This window comes from Streptomyces sp. NPDC001339, assembly GCF_042895955.1.
GTDB lineage: Bacteria > Actinomycetota > Actinomycetes > Streptomycetales > Streptomycetaceae > Streptomyces.
In genome coordinates this window covers 255,926-275,782 of the sequence record NZ_JBIAWT010000008.1, presented here as the reverse complement: position 1 = coordinate 275,782, position 19,857 = coordinate 255,926, and the positions used below count along the sequence as shown (strand labels likewise).

The 19,857-nt window shown below is 67.4% G+C and carries 22 protein-coding genes; 9 read left to right on the top strand and 13 right to left on the bottom strand.

Annotated features, from left to right (window positions below):
* Positions 1 to 170: 170 nt before the first annotated feature.
* The 9 genes from ACFY12_RS24870 to ACFY12_RS24830 all read right to left on the bottom strand — a co-directional run bounded on the left by ACFY12_RS24870 (position 171) and on the right by ACFY12_RS24830 (position 7,205).
* Entirely contained in the window at positions 171 to 590 is a 420-nt protein-coding gene (locus ACFY12_RS24870) for a hypothetical protein (protein ID WP_390718090.1), read from the bottom strand.
* Between the two features lie 61 nt (positions 591 to 651).
* Positions 652 to 2,400, bottom strand: a complete 1,749-nt coding sequence (locus ACFY12_RS24865; protein WP_390718089.1) for a relaxase/mobilization nuclease domain-containing protein — start codon at positions 2,398 to 2,400, stop codon at positions 652 to 654.
* A 2-nt stretch (positions 2,401 to 2,402) separates the two neighbouring features.
* Positions 2,403 to 2,753 carry a plasmid mobilization protein gene (locus tag ACFY12_RS24860; protein WP_390718088.1) on the bottom strand — a complete coding sequence of 117 codons (351 nt, stop codon included), beginning with the start codon at positions 2,751 to 2,753 and terminating at the stop codon, positions 2,403 to 2,405.
* 269 nt (positions 2,754 to 3,022) lie between these two features.
* Entirely contained in the window at positions 3,023 to 3,247 is a 225-nt protein-coding gene (locus ACFY12_RS24855) for a hypothetical protein (RefSeq protein ID WP_384093845.1), read from the bottom strand.
* Between the two features lie 103 nt (positions 3,248 to 3,350).
* Positions 3,351 to 4,361 (bottom strand): DUF2637 domain-containing protein, encoded by a 1,011-nt coding sequence (locus ACFY12_RS24850; protein WP_390718087.1) that lies wholly within the window; start codon positions 4,359 to 4,361, stop codon positions 3,351 to 3,353.
* On the bottom strand, positions 4,358 to 4,957 hold the full coding sequence (locus ACFY12_RS24845) for a WhiB family transcriptional regulator (RefSeq protein WP_384093839.1): 600 nt from the start codon (positions 4,955 to 4,957) through the stop codon (positions 4,358 to 4,360). Before ACFY12_RS24845 ends, ACFY12_RS24850 begins: the two co-directional genes overlap by 4 nt.
* 102 nt (positions 4,958 to 5,059) lie before the next feature.
* Complete coding sequence (locus ACFY12_RS24840) at positions 5,060 to 5,845, bottom strand: ATP-binding protein (RefSeq protein ID WP_390718086.1); 786 nt, start codon at positions 5,843 to 5,845, stop codon at positions 5,060 to 5,062.
* A complete protein-coding gene (locus ACFY12_RS24835; protein WP_390718085.1) occupies positions 5,845 to 6,864 on the bottom strand; it encodes a hypothetical protein in 1,020 nt (339 codons plus the stop codon). Before ACFY12_RS24835 ends, ACFY12_RS24840 begins: the two co-directional genes overlap by 1 nt.
* Positions 6,865 to 6,866: 2 nt before the next feature.
* Positions 6,867 to 7,205 (bottom strand): hypothetical protein, encoded by a 339-nt coding sequence (locus tag ACFY12_RS24830; protein WP_390718084.1) that lies wholly within the window; start codon positions 7,203 to 7,205, stop codon positions 6,867 to 6,869.
* Between the two features lie 838 nt (positions 7,206 to 8,043).
* Here ACFY12_RS24830 and ACFY12_RS24825 point away from each other — a divergent pair.
* The 7 genes from ACFY12_RS24825 (at position 8,044) to ACFY12_RS24795 (ending at position 13,969) form a co-directional block, all read left to right on the top strand.
* On the top strand, positions 8,044 to 8,460 hold the full coding sequence (locus ACFY12_RS24825) for a helix-turn-helix domain-containing protein (RefSeq protein WP_390718083.1): 417 nt from the start codon (positions 8,044 to 8,046) through the stop codon (positions 8,458 to 8,460).
* Positions 8,461 to 8,673: 213 nt separating this feature from the next.
* Positions 8,674 to 9,054: a hypothetical protein gene (locus ACFY12_RS24820; protein WP_390718082.1), complete on the top strand. Its 381-nt coding sequence runs from the start codon at positions 8,674 to 8,676 to the stop codon at positions 9,052 to 9,054.
* Positions 9,051 to 10,178, top strand: coding sequence for an MAB_1171c family putative transporter (locus tag ACFY12_RS24815; RefSeq protein WP_390718081.1), 1,128 nt, complete (start codon positions 9,051 to 9,053; stop codon positions 10,176 to 10,178). Before ACFY12_RS24820 ends, ACFY12_RS24815 begins: the two co-directional genes overlap by 4 nt.
* 61 nt (positions 10,179 to 10,239) lie before the next feature.
* Positions 10,240 to 11,427: an amidohydrolase family protein gene (locus ACFY12_RS24810; RefSeq protein WP_384093818.1), complete on the top strand. Its 1,188-nt coding sequence runs from the start codon at positions 10,240 to 10,242 to the stop codon at positions 11,425 to 11,427.
* Between the two features lie 101 nt (positions 11,428 to 11,528).
* Positions 11,529 to 12,122 carry a transposase family protein gene (locus ACFY12_RS24805; protein WP_390718080.1) on the top strand — a complete coding sequence of 198 codons (594 nt, stop codon included), beginning with the start codon at positions 11,529 to 11,531 and terminating at the stop codon, positions 12,120 to 12,122.
* Positions 12,123 to 12,423: 301 nt separating this feature from the next.
* Positions 12,424 to 13,632 carry a PP2C family protein-serine/threonine phosphatase gene (locus ACFY12_RS24800; RefSeq protein WP_390718221.1) on the top strand — a complete coding sequence of 403 codons (1,209 nt, stop codon included), beginning with the start codon at positions 12,424 to 12,426 and terminating at the stop codon, positions 13,630 to 13,632.
* Positions 13,633 to 13,720: 88 nt separating this feature from the next.
* Complete coding sequence (locus tag ACFY12_RS24795; RefSeq protein WP_390718079.1) at positions 13,721 to 13,969, top strand: hypothetical protein; 249 nt, start codon at positions 13,721 to 13,723, stop codon at positions 13,967 to 13,969.
* 208 nt (positions 13,970 to 14,177) lie between these two features.
* Here ACFY12_RS24795 and ACFY12_RS24790 read toward each other — a convergent pair whose 3' ends face one another.
* Positions 14,178 to 14,726: a DUF5994 family protein gene (locus ACFY12_RS24790; RefSeq protein ID WP_390718078.1), complete on the bottom strand. Its 549-nt coding sequence runs from the start codon at positions 14,724 to 14,726 to the stop codon at positions 14,178 to 14,180.
* Between the two features lie 185 nt (positions 14,727 to 14,911).
* On the opposite strand from ACFY12_RS24790, the gene ACFY12_RS24785 reads away from it, so the two are divergent.
* Together ACFY12_RS24785 and ACFY12_RS24780 are read left to right on the top strand one after the other, a co-directional pair.
* Entirely contained in the window at positions 14,912 to 15,454 is a 543-nt protein-coding gene (locus tag ACFY12_RS24785; RefSeq protein WP_390718077.1) for a transposase family protein, read from the top strand.
* Positions 15,455 to 15,632: 178 nt separating this feature from the next.
* A complete protein-coding gene (locus tag ACFY12_RS24780; protein ID WP_390718076.1) occupies positions 15,633 to 16,193 on the top strand; it encodes a DUF5994 family protein in 561 nt (186 codons plus the stop codon).
* On the opposite strand, the gene ACFY12_RS24775 is transcribed toward ACFY12_RS24780, so the two are convergent.
* The 3 genes from ACFY12_RS24775 to ACFY12_RS24765 all read right to left on the bottom strand — a co-directional run bounded on the left by ACFY12_RS24775 (position 16,190) and on the right by ACFY12_RS24765 (position 19,797).
* Positions 16,190 to 16,315 carry a hypothetical protein gene (locus ACFY12_RS24775; RefSeq protein ID WP_390718075.1) on the bottom strand — a complete coding sequence of 42 codons (126 nt, stop codon included), beginning with the start codon at positions 16,313 to 16,315 and terminating at the stop codon, positions 16,190 to 16,192. The genes ACFY12_RS24780 and ACFY12_RS24775 overlap by 4 nt on opposite strands.
* A gap of 614 nt (positions 16,316 to 16,929) precedes the next feature.
* A complete protein-coding gene (locus ACFY12_RS24770; RefSeq protein WP_390718074.1) occupies positions 16,930 to 17,982 on the bottom strand; it encodes a phosphotransferase enzyme family protein in 1,053 nt (350 codons plus the stop codon).
* Positions 17,983 to 18,270: 288 nt separating this feature from the next.
* Positions 18,271 to 19,797, bottom strand: a complete 1,527-nt coding sequence (locus ACFY12_RS24765; RefSeq protein ID WP_390718073.1) for an amino acid permease — start codon at positions 19,795 to 19,797, stop codon at positions 18,271 to 18,273.
* Positions 19,798 to 19,857: the final 60 nt, after the last annotated feature.

The following is a 19,857-nucleotide window of genomic DNA, read 5'->3' as shown; positions in this document are numbered from 1 at the left end:
TATGCAGGGGAAGGGGTTAGGCGGAATGCGACAATCCCCAAGTGAAGGTGGAGAGAGCAGCGGGATCAGCTGGGTGACATCGTTGCAGTTGCCGCCGGTGGTGCTCGTGGCGAGCGAGATGCCGTGCCTCGACGATCAGGTGTCCCCGGCATCAGATCAGCGCGCCAGCTTCACTCCGGGCGGGGTTCAGCGAGATAGGTGCCAGCCAAGGTGCCGTCGTAGCCCGCAGCTTGGGCTGCGTCCTCCAGGCTCGGGTAGTCCTGGCCGATGCCTTCGCCGATCATCGCCATGTAGTCCGCGCGAGTCAGTTCGCGCTCGACCCACTGGTGTGCGCAGCGGCAGCGGATGCTGATCTCGTTGCGGTCGCAGATGACCATCCAGTCGCGCCGGGCGCCGCACTGGGGGCACATGACGGTGATGCCGGTGATGCGGATTTCCTCGGGGTGCGTGGTAGCGCGTAGACCGATGTTCCCGCCCGCAGGCTGCGTCTCCTGCTGGAGCCGCAGCAGCGGGTCATCGCCGGATGCCGTCTGGGGCAGCAGGGTTCTCGGGTCCTGAAGGTTCTCGCTGAGCATCCGCATCGTCTCCATGTCTCTCTTCAACCAGCCGTAACAGCCATGGCTGCCGGTGTCCAGCCCTTTGCGGTGCTGGTCAACGCCTTGCCCCTCGGGTACGGGGAGCGCTGGGATTCGTTCGGGCGGTGGTGCCGGGTGTCGTGTGCTTCGGTGCCGGGGGTTGCGGCTGGGACGTGCGCGAGCTCGTCCGCGTGCGGGGCGATTCGGTGGTGGCGGGCAGGTTCCCCAGGCGCCGCAGTCGCCATACGAGGACGTCGGTGATGCTGTCGGCGGTGTCCAGTTCGCGCCAGGCGATGGCCTGCTGGAGTAGGACGTCGGGGTCGTGTCCCGCTCGCTCGGCCTGGTCCAAGGTGGCGGCCAGTGCATCCCAGCCGGGCTCGCGCAAGAGGTGGTCCGCGTGCTGTGGCAGGGCGGCTTCAAGGGCCCCGACGTGCCGCTGTCGTACGGGTTCGGGGAGGCGGCGGCCGTTCTCGCGCATGGCCGTCATGGGGGTGGTGGCCGCGGTCCGGTAGGCGGCGCGCAGGTGCTGGGCGGCTTGTTGGGCTGCGGCTGCCTGTTGGGCGTGGCCGCGGGAGGAGTGCCAGCGGGCGGCGGCGATGGTGACGAGGACCATCGTGGACAGGAGCATTGCGGTGGCGCCGCCGTCCTCGCCCTTGCCGAGGGCGTTGCCGGCGCGGACGATGCCGCGGGCGGCGGAGCGGATGGCGCGGTTGTCGGCGCGTTCGGCGCGGATGTGGGAGCGGGTGGCGCGTTCGAAGGCGCGGGCGGCCTCGACGAGTTCCTTGCGGGTCGAGGCCGGCGAGGTCTGGGCGACCGCGTCGAGCAGCTCGCCGACGCCGACCAGTTGTGCGGCGGCGTCGGCATCGTCGTCTCCGCTCAGTACCGAAGCTGCCCGCTCAGCGGCAGGGGCAGCCTCACGCCGGGCGTGAGCCGGGCGTGAGGCTCGTTCGCCGGAGCGGTCGACAGCGGATGTGTCACTGTCGGGAAGTCCTGCGTCGAGGCGCTGGCGGATCTTGGGGAGGGAGAGGTCCGGGGCGAGCTTCGAGCCGGGGAACCAGATGGGTTCGCCGTGGCGGTTGCGGTCGCCGGGGAGGGCGACCTTGTAGCCGAGGGTGTCGCCGGAGGGGGCGAGGCGCTTTTCGACGCGGAGGCCGGCCTCGGCGAGGCGGCGGAAGAACTCTTCCTCGCTCGCGGCTCCGGCCACCGCCTGGCGGACGCGCTCGCGCAGGGTCTCGCGTGGCGTCTCGGTTCGTCCGACACGTTCGGCCTTCGAGCGTTCGGCGCTGGTGGGTCGCTGGGCGGCGGTGCGGTCGCCTTCGTTGAGGATCTGCAGGCCCCATTCCTTCTCGATCTTGCGGCATTCGGCCTGGGCGCGGATGCCGTCCTCGTGGCGGCGGGGGCTGCGCCCGTCCTCGCGCTTGAGGGTGGCGACGATGTGGATGTGGTCGTCGGCATGGCGTACGGCGATCCAGCGGCACGCCTTGTCGTCGCCGTGTTCGGCGATGCCGGTGGCGTGGACGATCCGGCGGGCGACTTCGGCCCATTCGGCGTCGGTGAGGTGACGGTCTCCGGGGGCAGTACGGACGGGGCAGTGCCACACGTGCCGGGCCGGTCGTCGGTGCTTGGGCAGGGCGAGGACGGGCAGGTCGAGCCGGTCGGTGAGCTGCTTGAGCGTGGCGGCCGGATCGCGTCCCGGGTCGGGGGCGAGTTCCGGCATCCAGGCAGCTACCAAGTGCGGGTCAGTGTGCTCTTCGCGCCGACCGGGACCGTAGAGGTAGTTGAGCAGTCCGTACGTGCGGCTGCCGGTGGAGATGTCGGGCACCATCGTCAGCGCCGCGCGATCTCGATGGCAGCGTCTTCAACACGCACGGCGGCACGCAGAACCCGGGCCACTGCCTCGTCCACGTGATCGACATGGCCACCGGAGTTGAGGATGCGGGCGACCTGGTTGAGGTTGTTGCCGACGCGAGCGAGCTGTGCACTGGCGGCCATGAGTTCTTCCACCCGGCCTCGCTGGTCCAACAGCCAAGCCTTGGAACCGCCTTGGGCCTGGGCGACAGCGACCGCAGCGTCGGCGAGGAACCCGGCGGTCTTCAAGCCGACGGCTTCGGCGGCTCGGGTGACGGTGTCGAGTTCGTCTTGAGTCAGGCGGACACTGCGGACTTGGTCACGGTGCACGCTCTGACGCAGACGAGGACGCGTTCGTGGCGCGGCGTGCGCGTGCGGTTCCCCTCCTGGCTGCGGTCCGCCCTCGGTCGCAGCCCCAGAGCCTGGCACCCCCTGGTGCCGGGCCTCCCCCGCTCCCTCCGGGGCGGGGGCAAGCCCTTGCGAAACTCCTCCGCTGCCCTTGGCTGCGGAGGAGTTTCGGAAGGTACAGCTTGCTCGGCCTCGTGCCGGGCAGTGGCATCGCTGCAGTTCAGGGGTGGTGCTGGACGGTTCGGAGGGGTTCATCGGGGCGTCTCCGCTGTGTGGCCGCGCACGTCGCGGAGGATCTCGGCGACGTAGTCGAGCGCGAGGACTGGGTGGTGGAGGGTTCGGGGTGTGCTTGCCCGGGTGCGCTGGACGGTCCAGCTGCCGTCGGGGCCGGGTTCGGCGCGGTGGAGATGGCCGTGGTCGCGAAGCACGGTGATCCAGGCGTCGGCCTCGGCGTGGGTGGCCGCTGTGGTGCGCATCGTGGTGCCTCCGCTGTGTGAAGAGGTCGAGGGTGTGGCGCGCGGGGCCGGTGACCTGGCGCTGCGGATAGGTCAGGTCACCGGCCATGCGTCGTGCATTCGGTCAGCCCGTCTTGGTGAGCGGCGTCGTGTTGGCCTCGGCGCGAAGGCGGCGCATCAGGACGGTCAGCCGATCGTTGCCGAGCGGGAGGTTCTGTCCGCGGATGGCCTCGGCGACGACCTGACGGGTGGCCTTACCTGCCTCGTTGACCGCCCGGCGGGCGATCAGCAGGAGTTCCTCGGTCACCGGATCGGTGTCCGGAAGAGGCTTGCCCGCACTCGCCGCAGCGGTGACCGGCTCAGTCTCCGGCTGTCCGGCAGGCGGTGTGACCGGATGGATGCGGGTGACCGGGGCAGGTCTGCTGGCCGGATGTCCGCCCAGGTCAGCGGTTCGACCTTCGTGCTCCGGCTCGGCCAGACCGTCCTGTTGTCCGGGCGGGTCCTGGGAGGCACCCGTCTCCTGGGTGTCCTGGCGAACCGTGACCGCTGGGCGGTTGGTCTCCGGGGCGGGCAGCTCGACCGGGTGCCCGGAGCCGACCGGCGACGGCCGGGGCTCGTCCTGACCGACGGGAATGTCCTGGCGGTCGGCGGTGACTCGGTCGGCTCGGACACGGCTGGTGTCCGGCTGTCCGGCAGGCTCGGTGACCCGCCGGGCGATGAGGATGTACAGGTGGACGGCTCCGGCCAGGGCGAGCGGGGCGAGGGTGGACAGGATGCCGACGGTGATGTCGCCGAGCCGAAGCCCCGCGCCCTGCAGCTGCTGCTGGTTCAGGCGTACGGCGTGCAGGGCGTTCGCCCAGATGCTGGCGGCCGTCGCGGTGCCAAACAGCAGCCAGACGTAGCAGCGGGCAGCGAGCGGTGCGGTGCGCAGGACCAGCAGGGCGCGTACTCCGTAGGCGATGAAGCCGTCGATGACCAGAGGGAAGACGTAGGTGAGGAATCCGCGGATGTGGATGGCGATTGCCATCTGCTGCAGGGCGTCGTAGGAAAGGGCGCATCCAGCGCCACCGAGGGCGACGATGGCGGCCCGGTCCCAGCCGGTCATCCGCGCGGGTATCGGCGCGATGTGGCTCACGCGGCCGTCCCAAGGTCGTCACGGGATGTCTTCGCCCTGGGCTTCTTGAGCGCCGTGGTCCGGCTCTCGGGCTTCGTCGACTTGTTCTTGCCCTTGTTCGCCTTCTTCTCCTGTTCGACCGCACGGTCGCGGATCTGGCGGCGAGTCTCGCGGTACCGCCTCTGGGCGTGCTCCTTCGTGATCTTGAGCATCCGGGCGAGCTGCTCGGCCGGAGTCCCGGCCTGGTAGGCAGCGAGGACGACGGCGTCGCGCTCGGCATGCGTCAGGTGGACGTCCTGGCCGGCCAGGACCGCATTGACGCGGGCGTAGTTGAGGCGCCGCTGGATTTTGCGATGCAGGTCGGCTCGTTCCTCTTCGGTCATACCGCCCCGGATGCCGATGCTGTCGCCGTTTTCGAGGGCGGCATCCAGGCAGGTGTTGCGGACGGGGCACTGGGCGCACAGGGCTTTGGCAGCACGTATGCGGTCCATCTCATCGGGCTCGGGGAAGAAGTCGTCCGGATCGACCCGGTGGGGGCCCGCGGCACGGCAGGCGGCTTCGTCATGCCAGGCCAGGTCGCCGAGGGTGCGCAGCATGTCGTTCTCGGTGTGGTGCATGGGTATCTCCGTTGCCCCAGGGCGCGTTCGGGCAGGGGAGTCGCGTCGTGGGGATTGGTGCGTGAGGGGAGGCGATCGGTAACGGCGGCCGCGAGCTGGCCGTTAGCGGCTGAGGTGGCGAGCAGCCGATACCGCGGTGGCAGCAGCTGGTGCGGCGGGTTCAGTGCGTGTCCGCGGCGCAGTGGTGGCAGCGGGGCTGCGGCGCTGGGCTGCGATGGCTCTTCTGCGGTCGGGGCCGTCGAGGATGACCTTGTCGGTCATCTCGGTCAGGCGGGAGGCGACGCGGTCGCCGATGTGGGCGCGCAGGTCGGCCATGCCGAGGTTGGTGGTCACCAGCGTCGGGAGCATCTCGTTGTAGCGGCGGTTGATCAGCCGCATCGTGATCTCCTCGGTCCACTCGCTGCCCTTGGCCGCACCGAGGTCGTCGATGATCAGCAGTGGGCAGCGCGAGAGGTCCATCAGCTCCCGCTCGCCATCGTGGCCGGGGCGGGGCCGCAGCTCCGCGTACAGGTCGGCGGCCGTGATCGCCTTCCACCGCAACCGGACACCGACCAGCAGCAGGGACCGGACCGCGCCGTACGCCTGGTGGGTCTTGCCGGTGCCGGTGGTGCCGACGATCAGAAGCGAGCGACCCTGGGCGATACCCGGAGCCCCCTTCGGCCCAGGGCGTCCCGCTTGAGCGACCTCGCGGACCCAGGCGGCGACCGCGGGATGGTCGGCGACGGCCTCCTGGTAGCGAGCCGGGATACGGGCCTGCGCCGCCTGCAGGGCAGGGATCGGCTCGGCCGGGTCGGTGAGTTGGGCATTCGGATCGATGCCACGGGAGGTGAGGATGTGGGCCAGGCGGCGGGCGATGCCGCCGACGGGCTGGGCGTCGTGGTCGCGCATCACAGCTCCTCGGCGTAGGCGGCGGCAGGGTCAGCGGGATTGGCCCAGGCCCGGTGACCGGGGAGGTTAGACCGCGATTCCGGCCGCACCAAACCGGCCGGCGAGGCGTTCATGGCCTCGTTGACCATGCTGGTCAGCACGCTGGGGTGCTTCGGGTTGGCTGCGAAGCGCTGCAGCCCGGCCCGGATGTGTTCCGGGGCGATGCCCTCGCCCAGGAGCTTCCTGGTGATGCGACCGAGGTGGCCGATCACGTCACCCGGCGGGCGTTGGACGCATGCGGCGACGTACTCGCCGACGAGATCCTGCGCCGACGGGCTGGGTGCGGGCGCTGTGCGCCCCGAAGGATTAGTAGATCCAGGATCCAAGATCCTAGATCCAGGCGCCGAACCTTCGGGGAGGGTTCGGGGAGCCTTCGGGGATGCCTTCCCGACAGGCTTGTGACCTGCGGTTTTCTTCGCGGTTCGCTTGGGCGCCTCGATGGTGCCGTCGAGCGTCGCCTGCTGGCCGCTCGTGCTCGCGGATTCGTTGGCGGGAGGCGTCACGGGCGTCTTCGTCGGCCGATCGAGGGTGCGGGGAGCCTTCGCCGAGGTTTCGGGGAGTCCTCGGGGAGTGTTCGCCTGGCTTTCGGCGAACACGGTGCAGGTGCCCTTGCAAGTTCCGCAGCGTTGGGTGGCGTGGTGGTCCGGGCAGGCCGGGACACGGGTCTGCGACGGCTTATCGATCTTCTGGTGCTCGAACCAGGTGACGATGTGGAGGTACCGGCGGCCGTTGCAGCCGGTGTACCGGCAGATCAGCCCTGCATCGGCCAGCTGCTGCAGGTCGTCCTCCACGTGCACTGCGGTGTGCTCGGCGCGCAGCGGCCAGAGCAGGCCAGCGATGACGGCCGGGTTGTCGCGGAAACGCCCGTGATCGTCGGCCAGGGTGAAGAGACCGGCGAACGTCCGCTCGGCGTGAACGCTCACCTCGGCGAGCGACTCGCTCGTGAAGAATTCGGGCTTGATGGTGCGGATCCTGGCCATGATCAGCGGCCCCCGCCCGCTGCGCGGAGGGTGCTGGTGGCGAGGTCGAGATCGTACGTCTCGTCCCAGGGCACGTAGGGGTGGGTGCGGATCACCCAGCGGGCAACCGTCACGCGCTGGGCTCGGTTGAGGGCTATGAGCTGCCCTTGGGCGTCGTATGCGCGGGCGTACGGGCTGGGCCAGTTCTGACCGGGCTGCTGCTGCGAGACGCGGACGGTGCGGGCTCCGGGCACCATGTCCGAAAGGAGCGCGGCCAGGCGGTGCCGGCGAGCGTCGGCGGTGGGTTCGTCGTCTTCGGCCTGCTGGGCAGCGAGAGCCCTTCCGCTTGGCGACTTGGGCATGCGAGAATTCCTCACTCGTAGGCGAGGTGAGACGGCCGTTCTCGTCGAAAAGGTCAGCCGACTCGCCCCGGTTATGTATCCGCCCCCTTCGGGGTGGCGGTGTCGGCGCCCGGAAGCTGCTAACTTCTGGGCGCCTTCTTCATTCCCCTTGGCAATCTGGGATTTGACGCTTACTCAGCCTTCTCCCCCCTTCCTGATCATTGGCTCCCGTTTCGGCTGTCCCGCCGAGGGACCAGCAACATATGCAGATTCCGCGCCAAGATCCAGTGATAGCTGGAAGGGCCTCACAACGCCCAGCGAGAGGCCACACCACCACTCCACCGTCCGCACCCGCACGTGGGCTGACGGTTCACGAACAACTTCGAGGGGTCCATCACAGCGCGCAGAGTTCCCGTGCAGTTCCCGAAAGTAATTCGATCTTCTTGCGGCGCTGGTCGTGGCGATTTCACATCGAGATCCCTTGCCTCTCAGCGCAGGCAAAAAGGGCGATTTATGCCGAGTGTCCGCAGCCGGGCGAGATCCGCCCGCCGGGCGAGAGATGGCAAGGTATTCACCGGAGCGCCGGGGGCGACCCGGGCGGGGGCTGGCCATCGCAGCCAGGCCACCCCGCGTCGAGCACTGGCGCTCGAATCGATCAGACTCTTCACTCATATACAAGATCATCACCTCCAGACTTTCACGTCAGTGGAAGACGCTGATGGGGACCTTATACCTGGACCGCCACCAGCTCAACTGACGTGAAAGGCTCACCCCTCGCACCATCCACTCGTGTACTAGACTGGTAGATGGACTCTCAGCGAGAGGAGGGGAAGTAGTGGGCGAGGAGACAGGTCGCTCCTTGACGGAGAAGATCAACCATCTGTTCGCGACGATCAAGGACGACGACGGCAGGGAATACAGCAACGAATACGCGGCGAACGCCATCAGCCAGACGGGGATCAACATCTCCATGAGCTACATCTGGCAGCTACGGAAGGGTAAGAAAGACAACCCAACCGTGCGCCATCTGCAGGGTCTGGCGAACTTTTTCGGTGTGCCGATCTCGTACTTTTTCGACGACGCCGTAGCTAGGCAAGTCCATGGCCGACTGGTTCAAATGGAAGCCGAGCGGGCGAGCGTCAACGAGGCACTCGAAGACCGCGATGTGAAGTTGATGGCAATGCGCGCCGGCGAACTGTCGGAAGCGCGAAGAAAGCAGGTAATGGACCTGCTTGACGTTGTCTACAAGTTGGAGCAGGCAGAGCACCGCGAATGATGCGCCGTCAACGGCGTGATTCCGCGGCGAGGGGGTGCTGTTGCCGCGACACGTGTCGTGTGCGGGAGAATGACGGTGAAAGAGCGAGAGCTTCGCAGGCGTTGTAAACGGGAACTGCGAGCCCTTGACATCCAGCCCCCCTTGCAAGTGGACGTGCTCTGCCAGCAACTAGGGGAACGGCGGGGTCGCCCCATCCGGCTGGTGTCGCACCCGATGCCGGTGCCAGGGCCGTTCGGCGCGTGGATCGCCACCGCGTCCACCGATTACATCCTGTACCAGCAGGAGACCACCGCGAGTCATCAGCGGCACATCATCCTCCACGAAGTCGGCCACATCCTGGCGGATCACCAGAGCGATGAAGTTGACGACGTCGCTCTCTGGAACACGGCAGTCCCCGACCTCTCAGCAGGGTCGGTCAAGCGGCTCCTGCGGCGGACTTCGTACGACGAAGAGCATGAACGCCAGGCCGAGTTGGTCGCCACCATCATTCTGGAGTGGGCTTCGGTCTTGGACCGGGTGGCCCTACGACGGGCCTCCAACCCCTCCCTGCGTCGCGTGCAGGCGGCCCTCGGTGACCGGCAGGGGTGGCTGTGACCGGTCTGCTCTTGTCGGCTGTCATCCTTGACCTGGCCGTGGTGTGGAAGCTCATTCAGCTCGCCCGGGATCCTCGCGATCTCCCTCTCCGCGCTGTGACCCTGTGCCTCATCTGCACCCGTGCTTCGTTTGCCCTCGGCCTGGATGGCGCGGCACGTCTCGTGGACAACCTCACGGGCCCGGGATCCGCGCGGTTGGTGCAGAACGCCCTGCTGCTCGGCGCGGTCTACTGCCTGATGTGCGTCTACCTCTTCTCCGCGGAGGAGCGGAAGCGTGCCACCCGACGGGCCCGATGGGAAGCCCTGCCATTGGCATCGGCCATCATCGCCCTCACACTGACGACCATCGCCACGCCGGTCAGTGTCAGGGGCAGAGATTTCGCCACCGCTGACGTGACGACAACGCCCGTGGCCTTGTTCTTCATGGCCGCGCTTCTCTACCTCGTCCACGCACTCGCTGCGGCACTGTGGTGGACCTTGCGGCATGCGCGGATGTCCCTCCGCCCGCTGTCCACGGGGCTGTGGCTCACGGTAGGGGCCCTGGCCGGCATGGTGATGGCCAACATCGGCCGCCTCGCTATCGATGTGATGCGATGGCGTGGTGCGAACGTCCCAGAGTGGCTGCACCACGGCACGCAGGGCCTCCTGGCTCTTGCGGTCCCGGTGTTCATCATCGGCGTCATCTATTCGGGCGCCGCCATGCGGTTGGCGAGAGTGCGGGTCTGGCTGTGTCACCGCAAGGCGTACCGGCGTCTTCGCCCACTGTGGGAAGCACTGCACGAGGCGTTTCCGCAGGACGCCCTCACCCGCGTACCCACCAGCGGCTGGCGGGAGTTCCTGTCCCTGCGCGGCACCCACTACCGCCATTACCGCCGGGTGATCGAATGCCGGGACGGCCTGGTGAGGATCAGCCCATACCTGGCACAGCAAGGAGTGACCGATGGGACATCGCATGCGTCTCTGGCCGGCCACCTACGACACGCCCTGCGCGCCCAGGCCAACGGCGAAGCGGCGTCGTCACAAGCTGTTGCCGTAGCTCTCCCTGACGAGGACAACCTCGATGCCGATGTCTGGCAGCTGATCGAACTGTCTGACGAACTCAAGCCGCACGCAAAAGCGCGGTAGCCGATACCAGGACAGCAGCCGGACCCGACCGACAAGCGACCCCACGACGAGGAGTGACACCATGACGGACACGTTGATCACGGCTGGCCGGGTCATCACCGGACCCAACGGCACCAGCGTCACCGATGGCGCCGTTCTCGTCCGCGGAGACCGAATCGCCGCGGTCGGCCCGCGCAAGGAACTCGAGCAGCTCGCGCCCCACGGACTCCGTACCGTGTCCTTTCCGGACGGCACAGTGCTGCCGGGCCTGATCGATGCCCATACGCACCTCATCTTCGATGCGAGTGCCGACCCTGTGGCTGCCGTCCAGGCCAGCAGCGACGAGGAGCTACTGGAAGGCATGGCCGAGCGCGCTGAGCAGCTGGTCCTCAGCGGGGTAACGACCGTCCGGGACCTGGGCGACCGCAACGGCCTCGCCATCCGCCTGCGCAATTCCATCGCCTCGGGGGCCCTGCCAGGGCCGCACATCCTGTCGGCGGCAACACCGCTGACCTCCCCCGGGGGCCACTGCAACTTCTTCGGCGGAGAGGTCGAGGGCGAGCAGGCCATCCGGGACATGGTGCAACGCAATGCCCGTCTCGGAGCGGACGTCATCAAAGTGATGGGCACGGGCGGTGGAATGACCAAGGGCGGCCCTGCCATCTGGCAGAACCAGTTCACCGAAGCCGAGCTGCGCATCGTGGTCGAGGAAGCCCAGCGCCTCGAACTACCCGTCGCCGTCCATGCCCACGGCACCGACGGCATCGCCGCCGCAGTTGCCGCCGGCGTGGACACCATCGAACACTGCACCTGGATGACCGAAGGCGGCGAATTCGACCTCCGAAACGATCTCCTCGCCGAAATCAAGGCCCAAGGCATCTACGTGTGCACTGCGACCAGTCCCAACTGGAGGGCGTTCGCCGAACGGGTTGGCCACGACCGCGCGGAGTACCTGTTCTCCTCCATGCGCTGGATGGCTGATGGCGGGGTGCCCATGATCGCGGGTACTGATGCCGGGGTGACACGGGCGGTCTTCGACAAGTTCGTCAACAGCCTGGAGTTCTACCAGTACCTGGGGATTCCCAACGCGAAGATCCTCGACATGGCCACCACCGACGGAGCACAGGCGCTAAGGAGCACCGACACCGGCCGCCTGGCCAAGGGGCTGCGCGCAGACGTTCTCGCTGTTGACGGAAACCCTCTCGACGACATTACCGCCCTGCGCGACATCCGCCTTGTGATCGCCGACGGCAAAACCGTCCGACAGTGAGACGTTGATAGGGCTCTTTGAAATTGGCTCTGGCTGCGATTCCGTGAAGCCGCAGGTCAGCAGCAGGAACGCAAGATCGTTTCGCCCGGGCCTCCTGCTCCGTGGTGATCAAGGAGTTCGAGGAAGTCCTCTTCCCCGGGGTCGGCGTGCAGGTATGCGGCATCCGGTCCGCACGTGACGAGATTGTGGTGGAGGTGGCGTCCACAGGTCGGCCTGGCCGGTGCCCGGACTGCCGACGCCGGGCGAGCCGGGTGCACAGCTCGTACCAACGTCGCCTCGCCGAAAGGCCAGTGGGGCCACGGCAGGTGGTGGTCAGGCTCACGGTCCGCAGGTTCTTCTGCGACGGCAAGTCCTGCCCGCGGAAGACCTTCGCCGAGCAGATCGACGGACTCACCGAGCGATACCGCAGGTCGAGTGTCGCGCTGAAATCCTGGTTGAAGACGATCGCTGAACAGCTGGGCGGACGCGCGGGCGAGCGTCTGTGCCGCCAGTTACGGCTGACCGCCGGCCGGACCCGACTGCTTGGACTACTGGAGGCTCCGACAGTCCAGGACCGGGCACCCCGGGTATTGGGCGTCGACGAATTCGCCTTCCGCAGAGGCCGGACCTACGGCACGATCCTGGTCGACGTCGAGACTGCCCGCGTGGTCGACGTGCTGCCGAACGCACATCGGAGACCTTCGCCACCTGGCTGAGAGCCACCTGTCCCGACCGGGTGTGACATGCCGCTTTTGGCGTAATGAGCCCTTTAGGCTAGTCGGCCGCGTCACTCTGTGCGGGTTGATCACGGTCGGTCAGGAACCCGTGTGTACAGATCGCGTGAGTGGGTCTTCGAGCGGATCTGCAAGGTGAGCCGGGTCTGTCCCAAGCCCCAAGGCCGAGGCCGGCCGCCTGGTGAGCGGCCCCTTGGAGAGGCCCGCCCAGCGGGCGAAACCGGCTCTGCTGTGGTGAAAGGGAGCGGCTGTGGCGGACGGTGGGCGGCGGCCTGACAAGGCCATGCTGGACCGGTCGGAAGGGTTCGGTGAGCGGCTGCTGGGGGTGCTGCTGGACCGGGCGCACGAGATGCCACCGCAGCTGATTGCCCCGCTGATCGCGGAAGAGGTGGCCAGGGTCGGTGGCCGCGACGTCTCAATCCTCCTGCAGGACTACGGCCAGCGGGTGCTGGTGCCTCTGCCGGGTAGGCGGCTGTTCGTCGGGGAGCCCGAGCCGATCGGTGACTCCCACGCCGGCACGGCTTTCCTGTACGCGACCCCTGTGGAGGTACCGCAGGCCGACGGCGTCCGGATGTACTTGCCGTTGCTGGACGGCAGCGACCAGGTGGGAGTGATGGCTCTCACCCTGGACACCGCCGATGACGACGACCGGCGGCTGCTGCGCAGACTCGCCGGTCTGGTCGCCGACATGCTGGTCACCAAACACAGCTACACCGACCGGTTCTTCCTGGCCCGGCGCCGCGAACCGATGAGTGTGGCCGCGGAAATCCAGTGGTCCCTGCTGCCGCCAGTGGCCATGTCCACCCCGCAGGTCGCGGTGGCCGGAATCCTCGAACCCGCCTACAGCGTCGCCGGAGACAGCTTCGACTACGCCCTCAACGACGACATTCTGCACGTGGCCACGATCGACGCGATGGGTCACGGCCTGGACGCCGCCACCATGGCAACCGTCGCCATCGGCGCCTACCGCCATGCCAGACGCGCCGACGTCGGCCTGTCCGAGATCTACGCGTTCATGGACCGGGCCATCGCCGAGCAGTTCGGGCCCGACCACTTCGTCACCGCGCAGATGATGCGCCTGAACGTCGCAACCGGCCACCTGCAACGGGTCAACGCGGGCCATCCGGCACCGCTGCTGATCCGCAATCACCAGGTCGTCCGGCAACTGGAGAGTGCGACCACCCTGCCGGTCGGCTTCGGCGGTGAACAGCCCCGGATCAGCGAGCAGACGCTCCAGGTCGGCGACCGGGTGCTGTGCTTCACCGACGGCCTGATCGAGGAGCACGAAGCCGGCGGGAAGCAGTTCGGCGTGGAACAACTCATCGCTTGGGTCAACCGCATCGAGCACGCCGAGAAGGGAGTGCGGGCGGTGGTGCGCTCTCTCTCCCACGCCCTGATGGAGGAACGGGGCGGCACGACCAGGGACGACGCGACCCTCTTCCTGATCGAGTGGCGCGGGGGGGCCGCCGACCGCCTTGCCACCCTGGACTGAGCCGATACCGCCCGACTGGTGGTGCGGCCGTTGGCGGTGAGATCTGGCATGTCACGCGAGAAAACCGCGAGGGATTTATCGTCAAGGTATGAGCGTGTTCATCAAGCTGGTGGAGAACCGGCCCCCGAAGGAATACGCGGAGCTGGTGGCTGCGGATGTCTCCTACGACGACATCACCGACGGTGAGTCGCCGGTGGCGTACGAGTACGACCTGCTTCCGAGCGGCGCTTTGCGGATCCTCAGGGTGGCCAAGGGCGAAGCCGCTGTGGTCGATTCGATCTACGCTCCGGGACTCTGGTTCCGCGTCCACGGGCAGTGGCACGGTAACGCGGAGTAGCGCAGTACCTTGCCGGTGGGCCGGGGGCGGCTGCCGAGCCCGGTCATCGGTGCTTCAGGTCCGAGCGCAATGTGCGCCACGCTTCGCGTCAGCCTGCGGAACTCGTCGGAACCGACCTGCAGGTATACCGTGGATTGTGGGTTGCGCACTCTCACGTGTTGCGCCTGAAAGGACGGCCCCGGCGGTTTCACCGGGGCCGTTTCGAGGTTCACACCGAGCGTGCTGGTGGGGTCACACGGGCGCCATGGCCGCCCTCGGAATCCCAGACCGCTTCTCGGGCCTGGTCGGCTTCTGCCACGATCCGTTGGAATTCGGCCCTCTCCAGCAGATCACTCGCTGTGTGGCTGCGCAGCGGACCGGTAGCGGCGGTCATCAGCCAGGCGGCGATGGCCGGATCTGTTTGCGGCGGAATCACCAGCAGGTCCCAGCGGCCGACGGTGTAGGACAGCAGCATCAGCTTGTGGGGGTCTTGCTCGGCCTTGAACCAGCCGACTCTCACCACGTGCCCATCAACGGGCACCTTCCGTGGGATGACCGGCCACAGGGTCGGGTTCACCGTGACATGCGTGATGCGCCCCCAAAGGGGATCCAGTACCGATGTCAACGCAGGAAGTTCCGCCGCCAAGTCGCGGGAGCGGGGCCACCAGGCACCGTCCAGAAGAGCACCCGGGGTGTCCGTTGCGGCGAGCGCGAGACGCAGCGGCAGCGAAAAGGTCCGCTTCTCGACCGCCGACGTATACAGAATGGTCGCGGTCATGACGCGGACCTGTCCCCGGGCCGGTGTACACCGGCCCGGTGTCGTGAATCGCCGAGAACGACAGGAGCTAGAAACTCTTATGCGAAATGTCCTCGGTAATTTCAGGGTACTCCCGGATACAGCCCGCCGGGCGGTTTCAGGGTGACGGATATCAGGGTGTTTTGACGGGTCTTCGAACTTGAGCGGTGCATTCGGCTGGCGGTGCTGACGGTGGTGGTGGTTGTCGGCATCCGAATGCAGAGCGCCCGTGGTCATACCTGATCTTTTCTGTTCTCGACGCAGAACGATCACGCAGGAGCCACGGGCTTGGTCAACGATACGAGGTTGCTGCTCGACCTCGAGGGGGTGTCCGTCGCACGTGTCGAGCGGCCCGAGGGCGGCAGACGCCGGGTCCATCGGTCACGGCGGACGAGTCGGCGCGGGCTTGTCCGGCCTGCGGGGTATTCGCCTCCCGGGTGAAGGGCTCGGCGGTGACCCGGCCCCGCGATCTTCCCTACGGGGACAGCGGCCTGGAGTTCTTGTGGCACAAGCGCCGCTGGTTCTGCCGTGAGCCGCGGTGCCCCCGGCGGTCGTTCACCGAGCAGATCCCCCAGATTCCGGCCGGCGCGCGGCTGACCGGCCGGTTGCGTGGTGCGGCTGGGCGGCGCGTACGTGATGCATCTCCAGCGCACGACCATGATCAATCTCGGCGCTACTTCCTGTGCCTCAACTATCACACCCGGAGCTAGCAGGGGGAGATCGTCGGGCGGGCTCTGCGGGACCGAACTACCTGAGCGCGGGCCCCGGCCCCGCCACCGGTTGCGCGGAGTATATTTGCAGTCACCAGGACGTTTCACCGTTGGCAGCCGAGTCGGCGTCGCCCTAGACCAAACCGGTTCCGTCGAGAACCGAGACGGGCGGCACGCCATGTTGCCGAACCACAGCACTGCATTCGCATGGGGGCGCTCCCCCAACCTCTTCCCGCGGCCGACGGCGCCCTCGGCAGTCCGGCTGACCCTGGAGCCTACGCTGGCCCGCGCGGGGATGTTCGATGGCGCGTGGTGGCCGCATTCCCGCGATGTCCGCGCCGAGCTGCCCGGCCTCATCACCGCACTGAGCGCGCACCTCGGCGCGATCCTGCGCGTCGGGCTGGACCAGGACGCCTGGGACGACATCCCACGCAGCCTCACGATCGACGGCCGCGTCGTTCACATCGGCTGGTTCACCGCCAGCGATGACACGATGAGCGTGACCCGCGGGTTTAACGACCACTTCATGCTTCTCGTGGTTCCGCCGTGGGCCACCACGCCGGCCGCGGCGGCGGCCATGGCGATGGCCGCGCGGACCGGCAACCGCATGCCGGCTGCGACGATCCTCGCCGCTACCGGCACCACCCCCGAAATCCCCGACGCGGCGCCCCTGCTGGCGGTCGACGCGGAGGGCCAGCGGATCCAGGAGTCCGAGGGTGGCGCCGCAGGCCCTGTTTAGCCCGCACCGGTCAGCACCTCGATGCGGAGCGCCACCGAGTTCGACCCACCCCGCCTGGCCTCGGACCGCCAGTCGCCCGTCATCTGCACGACCCGGCTGACTTCACCGAGATGGACCTTCATCCCCTCCACTCCACAGCCCGTGAAGCTCTTGGCAGGTGCACGATGGATCTCACCGAACGGATGCCAGTAGTGATCGCCGTGTGGCCGCCACCCTGGCCGCCACCCTGGCCGCCACCCTGGCCGCCACCCTGGCCGCCACCTTTGCCTCAGCCACCGCCGTGGCCTCAACCGCTACCGCGGGGGAGAGATGGGCGAGGTTACCTCTCTGACACCAGCCACCAAGGAACCCACGCGTAGTTGATGGCAGCGTATGGCGCGGACCGCGACGCCAGCGGTGCCCAGTTCTGTCACAGGGCAGCGTTGGAGGCATAGCGGTGCAGCGGAGCAAGGGGGCTGCCGCACATCCGGCATTCGCGCGTCGAGCCATCACCGCCACAGCCAGAAATCACCCGATCAAGGTGGCTCTCAATCTCATTGCCGATCATGGACTTGCGTCGTGTCCATCCCCACCACGGATGGGGCAACGTAGCTCTCGACCTAGTGCCGGAGTGGCTCCCATTCATCCTGCCGAAAACACTCACCTCGCCGTGATCAACGCTTCACGGAATCGCGGCCAGAACCAAAATCGCGAATCCCCATCAACGTCGAGGGTCCCGCGACCGAACGCTTTCTGGTCATAGCCTGTCCCACCTGCCCGGCCGGATCTCTGCGAGAGCGGCTTCGATGTCGTCGAGCTCGTCGAGGAGTCGTCGGATGGTGACCTGCCGTTCGGCCCAGTGACGTCGCAGGTCGGCCTCCGCTGGCACGGGAAGCCCATATGCGGCTGTGGCGGCCCCGTACAGGCTGAACAGCAGATACAGCAGAGTGACGCGGGCGCAGGCCCGTACGTCGGCATAGGGCAGCCGCGGGTTCTCCACGAGGTAGGCCCCTACCAGGCAAATGGCTCTCTGCCGCCAAGACGGGCTGTTCGCCACAGTGCGCGGGTCGAACGCTGCGCGTCCCAACTCCCATGCGGGCAGGCAGGTCTCTCCCTGGAAGTCCAAGACCGCAGTGATCACATCTTCCTGAGCCAGGAGGTTGGTGCGGGTGAAGTCGGCATGCCCGGCCTGGAGCACCAGCTGGTCAGGCAAGCGGCTGCGGAGGCGAGGCACATGGGTTTGCAGGTCATCTCGGCGCTGCTCCAGCTCCTCACGCAGCTGGCAACGTCGCGGATCGTGTTGTTCAGTCGCGCGAGCCAGGCCGGCCTCGGTCGCCGCGAGCGCGGTATCGAGGGGCGCGGTCCGCCATCTGGTTTGCCGGATGCGCGCCGGCGGTGGATACGAGGCCAGGACGAAGTGCATGCGGCCGAGCACCAGACCGATGTACTGGGCGCGCGGTACGGTCATCGGCTCGGTCGCGACACGGCCGGGCATCTCGTCGGTCACCACCCAGGCGGTGCCGTCGACGTGGGTGAGGATCTCTCCGTCCCGGTTGGCCCAGACTGGTGGGGTGGGGACGTGGCCGTTGCGGCAGAACTCCGACATGGTCCACGCGGTCTTGGCTTGCCGTAGGTCGGCGGACGAGAGGTACTGCTTGACGAAGATCCGGCGAGAGTCGGAGAGAGTGACGCGCCGGTTGATGGTCTCGGTACCGATCGGCACAAGTTCAGCGGAGCCCACTTCGACGCCGTACCGATCGGACAGAACCTTGGCGAGGAGCTCGTCGCCGCGCACTGTCTCGTCGTGCATGTGCGTCACCAGGCGGCAGTCGTGTGGGGGCGCTCGGCCCGCAGGGTGTCGGTCACCGGGGGCAGCAGGCTGCGGTACGCGGTGGGAAGGGGCTTCACGGTGGTGCACCTTTCTGTTCACAACAAGACCCGTATGGCGCCACTGGAATCAGCTGCCGCACGGGGTCGTCCAGGTCACGGTTGCCTCGTCAGCCCCACGAACGGGAGGCCGCGGCATTGCCGGGGCGGCGGCAGTGCAACGCCGCCGCCCCGCCGTCTGCCACCTACAGGAGGTGGATCAACGTGCCGGCTAACGTGTCGCTCCCTGCGAGGCTGGCAGCGGCGGAGTGCTGTTCTTTGGGTGGGTCGGGCTGAGGAACCACCTTCTGGCGGTGGCAAGCCACCATGTGCCGGAGAAGGCGAGCACGACACCGACCGCGATGGGCGCGTAGTTGAATGTCTCGATGGTCACCGGGGCGGCCTGCGGCAGCATGAACAGCACGGTGATCACTACGACCCAGGTCACCGCGAGCACGCCGACGGGCTTGGACCAGCGGCCCAGGTGCCACGGGCCGCGTCGGAAGGATTCCCCCTGACGCAGCCGCAGCAGCGTCGGGATGACGTAGGCGATGTAGAGGCCGATCGTCGCGATGGAGGTGACCGCGGCGTACGCGGTCGTGTTGAACAGGTAGGGCAGGCCGAGGACGAAGGCGCCGCCGGCGGCGAGCCAGACCGCGTTGGTCGGGGTGCGAGTCCCCGGGTGCAGCTTGTGCCACACCTTGGAGAAGGGCAGGGCACCGTCGCGCGAGAAGGCGTAGATCATCCGGGAGTTGGCCGTCACCGATGCCATGCCGCAGAACAGCTGGGCGCCGATCACGATAAGCAACATCATCTTGCCCGCGCTCTCGCCCAGAGCATCCATGAAGATCTGCGCCGGCGGCACCCCCGTCTTCGACTCCAGTGCGCCGGTGTAGGACTGGATGGCGAATGTCAGGCCGAACAGCAGGACAAAACCGGCCGCCCAGGAGACAAGAATGGAGCGGACGATGCCCTTCGGTCCCTCCACCGAGGCGTTCTTCGTCTCCTCCGTCATGTGGGCGGAGGCGTCGTACCCGGTGAAGGTGTACTGGGCCATCAGCAAGCCGATCAAGCCGACGTAGACGGCAGAGCCCCAGCCAGTGTTGTTGACGAACTCGGTGAACACGAACTTCGGGGACTGGTGGTGGTCGGGGACGAGCAGGAGCACGCCGACGATCACTACCACGCCGATCAGGTGCCACCAGACACTGACAGTGTTGAAGAACCCCACGATGCGCACACGGAGGGTGTTCACGAGGGCGTGCAGCACCAGGATGATGCCGAAGAGCGTGATGGTGTGCCCGGGGGTGGCGGCGTAGCCGAACTGAAGGTTCAGGTAGGCGTTGAGGAATGAGGCGGCGCCGAAGTCGACGCCCGCGGTTACGGCGATCTGGCCGAGGGTGTTGAACCAGCCGGTGAACCATGCCCAGGCGGCCGCCGACCTGTGGGGAGCGAGCTTGTGGGCCCAGAAGTACAGGCCGGCGCTCGTCGGGTAGCTGGAGCAGACTTCCGCCATGGCCAGCCCGACGAAGAGCGTCATCAGCCCAACGATGGCCCATCCCCACATGATCAGGGCAGGTCCGCCGGTGTTCATGCCGAAGCCATACATGGTCAGGCAGCCGGAGAGGATGCTGATGATGGTGAACGAGACGGCGAAGTTCTGACGCCCGGACATCGAGCGGTCCAGGGTCTGGGTGATGCCGAGTTCGGCGAGGCGCTCTTCTTCCGAAGGCGTAACGCTTGGTATATCCAGGGGCATTCGGATGATTCCTTCATCTTCGTCGGCGCTAACTGGTGGGACGGCAACAGAGGCTCCGGC